Source organism: Allobosea sp. 05T439 (assembly GCF_056396005.1).
In genome coordinates, this window is sequence record NZ_JBFTKP010000011.1 from 200302 (window position 1) to 208177 (window position 7876).

At 64.9% G+C, this 7876-nt stretch carries 10 protein-coding genes and 1 pseudogene; 5 read left to right on the forward strand and 6 right to left on the reverse strand.

Annotated elements, in window-relative coordinates:
* Positions 1–205: 205 nt before the first annotated feature.
* Positions 206–1639 carry a lipopolysaccharide biosynthesis protein gene (locus AC1DIO_RS15490; protein WP_476853646.1) on the reverse strand — a complete coding sequence of 478 codons (1434 nt, stop codon included), beginning with the start codon at positions 1637–1639 and terminating at the stop codon, positions 206–208.
* A gap of 282 nt (positions 1640–1921) precedes the next feature.
* On the opposite strand from AC1DIO_RS15490, the gene AC1DIO_RS15495 reads away from it, so the two are divergent.
* The 3 genes from AC1DIO_RS15495 (at position 1922) to AC1DIO_RS15505 (ending at position 4166) form a co-directional block, all read left to right on the forward strand.
* On the forward strand, positions 1922–2425 hold the full coding sequence (locus AC1DIO_RS15495; RefSeq protein ID WP_441489056.1) for a GNAT family N-acetyltransferase: 504 nt from the start codon (positions 1922–1924) through the stop codon (positions 2423–2425).
* On the forward strand, positions 2422–3264 hold the full coding sequence (locus AC1DIO_RS15500; RefSeq protein ID WP_441489055.1) for a DMT family transporter: 843 nt from the start codon (positions 2422–2424) through the stop codon (positions 3262–3264). Before AC1DIO_RS15495 ends, AC1DIO_RS15500 begins: the two co-directional genes overlap by 4 nt.
* 209 nt (positions 3265–3473) lie before the next feature.
* Positions 3474–4166: a DUF930 domain-containing protein gene (locus AC1DIO_RS15505; protein ID WP_476853647.1), complete on the forward strand. Its 693-nt coding sequence runs from the start codon at positions 3474–3476 to the stop codon at positions 4164–4166.
* Between the two features lie 36 nt (positions 4167–4202).
* On the opposite strand, the gene AC1DIO_RS15510 is transcribed toward AC1DIO_RS15505, so the two are convergent.
* Both AC1DIO_RS15510 and AC1DIO_RS15515 read right to left on the reverse strand, forming a co-directional pair.
* Positions 4203–4583 carry a VOC family protein gene (locus AC1DIO_RS15510; RefSeq protein ID WP_476853648.1) on the reverse strand — a complete coding sequence of 127 codons (381 nt, stop codon included), beginning with the start codon at positions 4581–4583 and terminating at the stop codon, positions 4203–4205.
* A 21-nt stretch (positions 4584–4604) separates the two neighbouring features.
* Positions 4605–5105 carry a hypothetical protein gene (locus AC1DIO_RS15515; protein ID WP_476853649.1) on the reverse strand — a complete coding sequence of 167 codons (501 nt, stop codon included), beginning with the start codon at positions 5103–5105 and terminating at the stop codon, positions 4605–4607.
* 82 nt (positions 5106–5187) lie between these two features.
* Here AC1DIO_RS15515 and AC1DIO_RS15520 point away from each other — a divergent pair, with 82 nt between their 5' ends.
* On the forward strand, positions 5188–6000 hold the full coding sequence (locus AC1DIO_RS15520; RefSeq protein ID WP_476853650.1) for a helix-turn-helix transcriptional regulator: 813 nt from the start codon (positions 5188–5190) through the stop codon (positions 5998–6000).
* Here the strand turns inward: AC1DIO_RS15520 and AC1DIO_RS15525 are convergent.
* The 3 genes from AC1DIO_RS15525 to AC1DIO_RS15535 all read right to left on the reverse strand — a co-directional run bounded on the left by AC1DIO_RS15525 (position 5997) and on the right by AC1DIO_RS15535 (position 7426).
* Positions 5997–6410 carry a DUF1801 domain-containing protein gene (locus AC1DIO_RS15525; protein WP_441489050.1) on the reverse strand — a complete coding sequence of 138 codons (414 nt, stop codon included), beginning with the start codon at positions 6408–6410 and terminating at the stop codon, positions 5997–5999. The two genes, AC1DIO_RS15520 and AC1DIO_RS15525, sit on opposite strands and share 4 nt — an antisense overlap.
* A 62-nt stretch (positions 6411–6472) precedes the next feature.
* A complete protein-coding gene (locus AC1DIO_RS15530) occupies positions 6473–6958 on the reverse strand; it encodes a PaaI family thioesterase (protein WP_441489049.1) in 486 nt (161 codons plus the stop codon).
* Positions 6959–7039: 81 nt separating this feature from the next.
* On the reverse strand, positions 7040–7426 hold the full coding sequence (locus tag AC1DIO_RS15535; protein WP_176733255.1) for a MarR family winged helix-turn-helix transcriptional regulator: 387 nt from the start codon (positions 7424–7426) through the stop codon (positions 7040–7042).
* Positions 7427–7746: 320 nt separating this feature from the next.
* On the opposite strand from AC1DIO_RS15535, the pseudogene AC1DIO_RS15540 reads away from it, so the two are divergent.
* Positions 7747–7876: pseudogene (locus AC1DIO_RS15540) on the forward strand (co-chaperone GroES); the annotation flags it as partial.

The window sequence follows — 7876 nt, forward strand, 5'->3', positions numbered from 1 at the left end:
TCTTCAGCAAGCTGCGAAGAGCCTGGGGAGCCGCCCTCAAAGGAATGGTGAATCGCTGCCGCTTCGTCAGCATTTCCGCCGGCAATCGCGTGACTTCAGCGAATTAACCTTAGCAACCCGCCTAGAGAGAGAGTGAACGAAGCGTTTCGGGTGACCGTGCTGAGCTCTTCGGCCGGTGCCGGGCTATCGGGCAAACCTTGCCACGTCATCGGACCGCGCGGCTTTTGCGCATGACCCACCACAAGGAAAGCCGGGAGCGGCTCCGCATCACGTCGCAACCCAGGATGACAACCGCATAGACGAGCGCCCCCACGCCGACCTGGAGCACGAGTTCGATGGGGGCCGCGAAACGGCCGGACAGCGGCCAGGTTGCAGCAACCATCGACAGCACGGCGAGGAGCACGCAGGCGCAATCTCGCAGTGGCGGCCAGACCGGCAGCGAACGGAGTGCCGCAGCCGCAGTCACCCCGAGCGCGACAATGAAAGCACTTGCCTGCGCATAGGCGTAACGCTGCGGTCCCGCCGCTCCGAGGGGAGTGAGCACCAGCAGCAGATTGCAGGCCAGGCCGAGGCCCGTTGCCATCGGCGCGATGCGGGTGCGCTTGTCGAGGAGAAAGACCGGGATGAAGGCCGCCTGCGAGATCGTCAAAGCCACGAACCCGGGGATCAGGATCGACATATAGGCCGAGAAATGACCGTGAAAGCTCGGCGGAACCAGAATCCGTTCAAAGGCGGGCAGGACAAGCCAGAGTCCGGCGGCAGCGGGAAGCGCCACCATCAAGACCACGACGACGTTCTCCGCGATACGACGCAGTGCCGCCCGCCGCCCGCGCGTCTCGTCGAGGCGAATGACCTCTCGTAGGAGCACGATCTCCAGGGTCGAGGCGAGCGTACCGAAGAGCTTCAGCCCCATATCCGAGGCCAGGGAGAAATAGCCGGCCTCGGCAAAGCCATGGGCGCCGGCGAGCAGGGAGCGGTTGATCAGCGGGATCAGCGAGTAGACCGCATTGCTGCCGATCAGCGGCAGGGAATAGATGAAGAAGCTCCAGGCGACGGCCTTGTCGGCCGCCGACAGCGAAAGCGGCGCATCGGCCAGCGCCCGCCGGACGAGAAGCAGCGCCACCACCACGCTGATCAGGCCGCCAAGCAGAACAATGGCGGGATCATGCGTGATCCAGGCTCCGCCGACCATCAGGATCAGCGCCAGAACGTTCTTGACGATGATCAGCTTGGCATAGGCGGCGTCGAGGAAGCGGGCCCGCGCAATCGCGCCATGATAGTCGAACAGCCCAGCCCCGATGCCGCCGAGCACGGCAGCCGCAAGCAGCATCGCCGGCAGGCGGAAATCGATGCCTGCCACGATCGCCGCGATCAGCAGGCCGGACAGGGCAATGCTGATGCCGGCCGCCAGGATATCCAGTGTCGCGCGGATCTCCGGCTGCTTCTCGCGTGCCGCCAAGGAGTAGAAGCGGATCGCGGAGACCCTCAGCCAGTCGAGCAGCGCGGTGTTCACCAGCACGACGATGGCCGCGCCAATGGCGTAGAGTCCAAAAGCCGCGGGCCCGAGAAAATAGGCGATGAGCAGACCGAGGACGAAATTCAGCCCGGCATTGATGATGAAGGGCACGAGAACAGTCATATGATCCCGGTCATGGCGCCAGCACGAAGCTGCCGCGCGACTCACACGGCAACCACATCATCGATATACAACTGCCCTAACCGTCCGCTCGTGCATTTCCAAGCGGAAGCGCGTCGAATATCTGGCCATTCGCGTTCCGGATTCCGCGGGTGCCGAGCGACCGGCGCAGCAGCGCCGAAACTGACTGCCGATGCGGCATGTGCATTGCTGAGCTGAACGGCATGCGCGCAGCGGTTGCGCCTCCCCCTTGCGCCAATCCGGATTGGCCTGCATCGCTGCGGCATGACCGCAAGCCTCCCGCCGCTTCGCGCCGCGCGCGACGATGATTCAGAACCGCTCGCCGCCCTGATCGCCGCGAGCTTCGCCGAATATCCCGATTGCCATTTCGACTGGTCGGAGTTTCCGGAGTTGCGGAGGCCGGCGAGCCATTTCGCGGCCAAGGGCGGCCGGCTCTGGATCGCAGAGGCGCCTGATGGCGGGATCGCCGGGTCGCTCGGCATCTTTCCAGTTCCCGAACAGAATGCCGCCGAGCTTGCGAAGGTCTACGTTTCTCCCGCCTGGCGCGGCGCCGGCCTTGCGCAGGTGCTCTTTGCAGAGGCGCTGCGCTTCGCGGAAGCCGGCAACCATGCAGAGATGATCCTGTGGTCCGACGCGCGCTTTGCACGCGGCCATCGCTTCTACGAGAAGCTCGGCTTCGTCCGCTGGCCGGGGCAGCGCTATCTCGGCGATATCTCCTTCAGCTGGGAGTATCATTTCCGCAAGCGCCTCACCGGCCAACCGGAATGACCGCAGGCACAGCGCTCCGAGCCGTCTTCGGCATCGCCCTGCTCACCGCAATGGACGCGGTGATCAAGGCGCAGATGCAGCACCATCCCTTCATCGTCGCCCTGTTCATGCGCTTTGCCGCAGGCGGCCTTTGCGCCCTCATCGTGCTTGCGGCGGTGCGCCCGGCCTTCCCGACCCGCAGCAGCCTGATCGGCAATGTCGTGCGCGTGCCGCTCGTCGTGCTCACCGCCGGCAGCTTTTTCTATTCCATCTCGGTGCTGCCTCTGGCGGAGGCGCTTACCCTGTCCTTCCTCGCGCCGGTCTTCGTCGCCCTGCTCGGCGGATTTTTGCTCAAGGAACGGCTCGACGGGCGCATTCTCCAGGCCCTCGGCTTCGGCCTGCTCGGCATGCTCGTCATGGTCTGGCCCAGGCTGCAGGGCGGCGTCACCGGAGCGGAGCTCGGCGTCGCCGCAGCCCTGTTCTCAGCAGTGTCCTATGCGTTCAATCTGATCCTGCTGCGACGGATCGCCGTGAAGGAACATCCGGCCGTCATCGTCGCCTTCCAGAATTGCGGGCCGGCGCTCTGCCTCGCCATTCCTGCCTGGCTCGCCTTCGTGCCCATGACCGGCAAGGACCTGCTTGCCTATCTCAGCGCCGGCCTGCTCGGCGTCGCCGGCCATCTCATGCTGACCTCCGCCTTTGCTCGCGCAGCCGCGTCGCGGCTCGCGCCAATCGAGTACACGGCGCTTGTCTGGGCGAGCCTGCTCGGGTTTGCCTTCTTCGGCGAAATTCCGCTCTGGACCACCTATGCGGGCGCCGTCTTGATCGTCGCCGGCGCCGTTGCGGTCAGCAGACGCTAGAGCATCGGCCCGAAGGCTGGATTTCGGCTTTCGGGAAGGCCAATGCAAACACGGACGATCAGATCATCCCGCCGGATGCGATATCCCGTCCGACAATCGAGCCGCTGCCGCAAAAGCGCCCGATTGATTGCGACTTCTGCAGCCGTCCGAACAGCACGCGGAGGGGCCCGCGGTTGAGTGCGTTCTTCATCGCGGCAGCGCTGTGATCCATGAGGTTCTTCCGACATCCGCGTCACGGATCGCAAGCCCATGGCGCCATCGGCTCGCTCGGTCTGCATGTCAGTCTTTTGGGGGCTTTGATCTGGCTCCCCAGTATCGAGCCGTTGACACCGGCCCCGGAGGACAGCATCAAGGTCGAGTTGGTCACGCAGCAACAGGCCGAAGCCGTGGCCGAACCAAGGCAGCAGGAGCCCGTTCCCGAGGCTCCGAAGCCTGCACCGCCAGAGATCACTGCCGCAGCGCCGCAGTCTCCTCCGCAGCCCCGGCCCAATACCCCTCCTGTCGTTGCGGCGCCCGTCATGATCCGAGCAAGACGAACGCTATCCGGCAAGGTCCTTGCCGAACCGCGCAGCCGGCAGGCGCGGGAAGCCCTGACCCAGCTGGATCCCTCAGAGCGCATCGAGCAATTATGCAACCTCGAAGCGATGAGCCAGATCCAGGCATGGAAAGCAGAGTTCCAGCCGGACAGGGTTGTCGCCTACGCCATGGCGGACACCAGATTCTCGGCGGGAATGCTGCAGGCCGACGGCGCCGCCTTCCGCAGCAAGCAGCAATGGTACAGGCTCAGGTTCAGATGCGAGACCACGCCCGATCGCAGCAAGGTTGCCGGTTTCGAGTTCCTGGTCGGCGATGCGGTTCCCCGCAGCGAATGGTCCGCGCGGAATCTTCCCACGACGCACTGAAGGAGGCGGTAGCGCCCTGGCAGGCGCCGTGATCCATCAGCCATCCGGCTGCCCACAATAGGCCTCGATCCGATAGCCGTCGGGATCGATTGCGAAGGCCGCGTAATAGTTCGGCCCGTAATCCGCCCGCAGCCCTGGCACGCCATTGTCCTTGCCGCCCGCCTTCATCGCTGCCGCATGAAAGGCGTCGACGCTCGCCCGACTGGGGGCCGCGAAGCAGAAGTGCAGGTTCGAGCCCGGATTCGGCGGGACAGGAGCCTGGGCCCTGCCGATCCAGAATGCGACCGCATCGCCGCCATAGCCCAGCGAATTGTCGTCATGGCTCAGGCAGCGGTAGCCGAGGGCACTGAGCGACGCGTCGTAGAAGCGCTTTGCGCGAGCGATCTCGCGAACGCCAATCGAGACATGGTCAAGCATGGTGGTTCTCCTCAGGGGGCTTCAGGTGGCGAGGCGCCGGGCGCGGAAATCGGCCTGCAGGCGCCAGGTCTTTCCGTCATCGGATGAAAGGTCTCCGAGCCAGCGGAAAGCGTTCGGTGTGATCTCGGTAAAGCGCCACCGGATCGCCGTGCCGTCCTCCAGCTTGCCGTGCTGGACGATATCTGGCCGCTCGGCCCGACCGAGCTGACGCGTGTAATACTGCTTGAGCGGGTCGCTCMAGAGGATATGCCAGGCGTCGAGCGCGGGGTCGTAGACCCTCAGCGTCGTGCCGTGGAAGAAGCCGGGCAGGATCCAGACATCCTGGATCGCCCGTCCGCCCAGCACCCAACCGAAACAGATCTCACCCTTGCCTTCGTGCCGAGTGCCATCATCGGCATGCATCACGGCATCCATCGCCCATGCCCCGATGAGCCAGCTGTAGAGACCCATCTGCTCGACCCGATCGGGAGCGGGCCCGTCGGCATGGAGTACCTCCTTCAAAGCGGTGATGGCCACTGCCATGTTCAGGCTCCAGTGCTGTGCAATGTGCCCCGAGTTAGGCTGCTCTCACCGCTTTGCGCTTGGGAAAAATTGCTGAATTAAGATGACCGCGACGTCGCAACTTCTGGCATCCGGCCCGGGCTGGCGGGTGCGTGACATCGTCTGCACTGCGGGCCCGTCCGATCCTGCCTTCGAGGAACGGCATGAGCATTGCTGCATCGCTGTCGTMACCGCGGGCAGCTTTCAGTATCGCTCTTCACTCGGAACCGCCGTGCTCGCGCCGGGCGCGATCCTGCTCGGAAATCKAGGCACGTGCTTCGAATGCGGCCACGAACACGCTATCGGCGATCGCTGCCTCGCCTTCCAGTTCGAGCCCGAACACCTGGAAGACATCGTAGCCGGCGTGCCGGCAGCCAAGCGGTTCGAATTTGCGCGGGCCTGCCTGCCACCGTCGCTGGCATCGTCCCGGCTCGCGGCAGTAGCGGAGGCCGCGCGCTGCGATGCAAACCAGCTCGAGGAGATCGCGGTTCGGCTTGCTGGCGCTGTCGCAGCCCTGCAGAATGGCGAGCCCCCGGCGGCAGTCGCCCCCAGCGCCCAGGACGCGCGCCGGGTCACCAGAGCATTGCGGCTGATAGAAGCTGAAAGCGAGCAGCCGTTGACGCTCGCCGGTCTCGCCCGCGAGGCGGCGATGAGCCGCTATCATTTTCTGCGAACTTTCCGGACGCTCATCGGCATGACGCCGCATCAGTTCCTGCTGCGGACACGGATGCACCGTGCCGCAACGATGCTTCGCCGGTCCGACCTGACGATCGCGAACATCGCGTTCGATGCAGGCTTCGGCGATCTCTCGACCTTCAATCGCCGCTTCCGGCAGGTGATGGGGGCCAGTCCGAGTGCCTATCGCGCCCAGCCCTAGCGCCAGCGATGGTAGGTCAGCGCGAGCCCGATGCAGTGTTCGAGCGGCCCGACAGGAATCTCCTCCTCCTCCCGGAAGACGAGGGCGCGGCTGCCTTCGAAGCGAAAGGTGTCGGGGTAGTGACGCGCGAAGGTCTCGACCAGTGTCGTCTGGCAATGGACATACATCGCGTAGTGCTTGCTCGATCCCTTCAACGCAGCGACCCTTACGGTCGTCCCCACACGCTGTTTCACAGGGAAATAGGCAGGCTCGCCCCATTTCAGGGTTTCGACGAGTCCGCCGAGCCCGGTCGTCCGGGCGCCTGTGTCGAGGATAAGCTGACGCAGCCGGAGCAGCGGCGTCCTCAGCGGCTCAGCGAATGACTGAAAAGCTGCGTCGACCGCGAGATCCTGGAACGCTGCGAATTGCATGGACAACTCCGCCCCGGGGCATCGGCGCGTATCCTAGTCACGAACCGCTGGACGACGCCACTTCAGCGGCCTGCCGCAACGCCGACCGGAAAGATCATGCAGGTTTCGGTGCCATGCGCGAGCAGCTTGCCGCGCTCGTCGGTGAGCCTGCCTTCGGTCGTCGCGATCGTGCCGCCGCGATGGATCAGCTTGCCTTCGCACCGTACGATCCCGCCACCCGGCATCACCGGGCGGACATAGTTGATCTTCATCTCGAGCGTCGTGTAGCCCTCCCCGGCCTTCAGCGTCGCGTGCGCCGCACAGGCCATGGCTGAATCGAGGATCGTCGCGGTCCAGCCGCCATGGATCGTGCCAAGCGGATTGAAGTAGCGCGCCGACGGCTTGCCGACGAACACCACCCGCCCCTCCTCGACCTCCGCGAGATCGAAATCCATGGCATCGGCGAAGGGCGCGCCGGGATGTCGCCCCTCCATCATGCCACGCAGGAAGGACACACCGTCTTCGGCCAGCAAGACTTCGCGTGAGACGACGCCGATCTTTCGCGACATGGACAGCCCTCGATTAACGTGCAGATACACGTTACTGAGAAGCCGCGCACGGTCAAGGCCTGCTTCCACCCGAGACAGCGTTCAGGTCGCGCCGCGGGCAACCCGCCGCAAGGCCCGCAGGCCATCGCGGGTCTCGTTCCATCGTTCCCGGCCGAGCCCGCCCTCGATGCGCTCCTGCGCCGCCTGCCAGTAAGGGATCGCGGCCTCGATCGCCGCGCGGCCCTTGTCGGTCACGGCATAGACCAGGGCCCTCCCCTTGCACTCCAGCGGTTCGATCAGCGCCTCCGCGGCGAGCAATTGCAGGTTGCGGGTGAGCGAGGTGCGTTCCAGCGCAAAACGCTCGGCCAGCTCGGTCACGGATCGGAAGGCGCCGGTGCTGAGCGCCGAGAGCAGGACGAACTGGGTGATCTTCAGCCCGCTCGGCCGCATCGCCTCGTCATAGGCGCGCGTGACGGCGCGTGCAGTCATTCGAACGTGCAAGGCGACGCAGGAACGGGCGATGTCGTCAAGCCGGGGATCGGGCACGGGCTCGGTCATTCCAACAGGATAGCGCGTCGCATGGGATTGCGCAGCATCCCTCTTGCCACGCCCTGTCTTGCGACGCCCCGCTTGCCGCGCCGCAATTTCGATTCACTTTCCGCCGAGAAGCTTCCTTGACTCATCCGGGGGGCGAGCCTATCTCCGCGGCATCCGTTAGCACTCGAYMCYCGAGACTGCTAACAGATGCCGGYWGYGTTTYCACGCARGCCGCGCGTTCCGTTTCTACCTTCTTAGAGGAAGACAGAACCATGAAGTTCCGTCCGCTGCATGACCGCGTCGTGGTCCGTCGCCTTGATGGCGAAGAGAAGACCAAGGGTGGCATCATCATCCCCGAAACCGCCAAGGAAAAGCCCCAAGAGGGTGAAGTCGTCGCCGTCG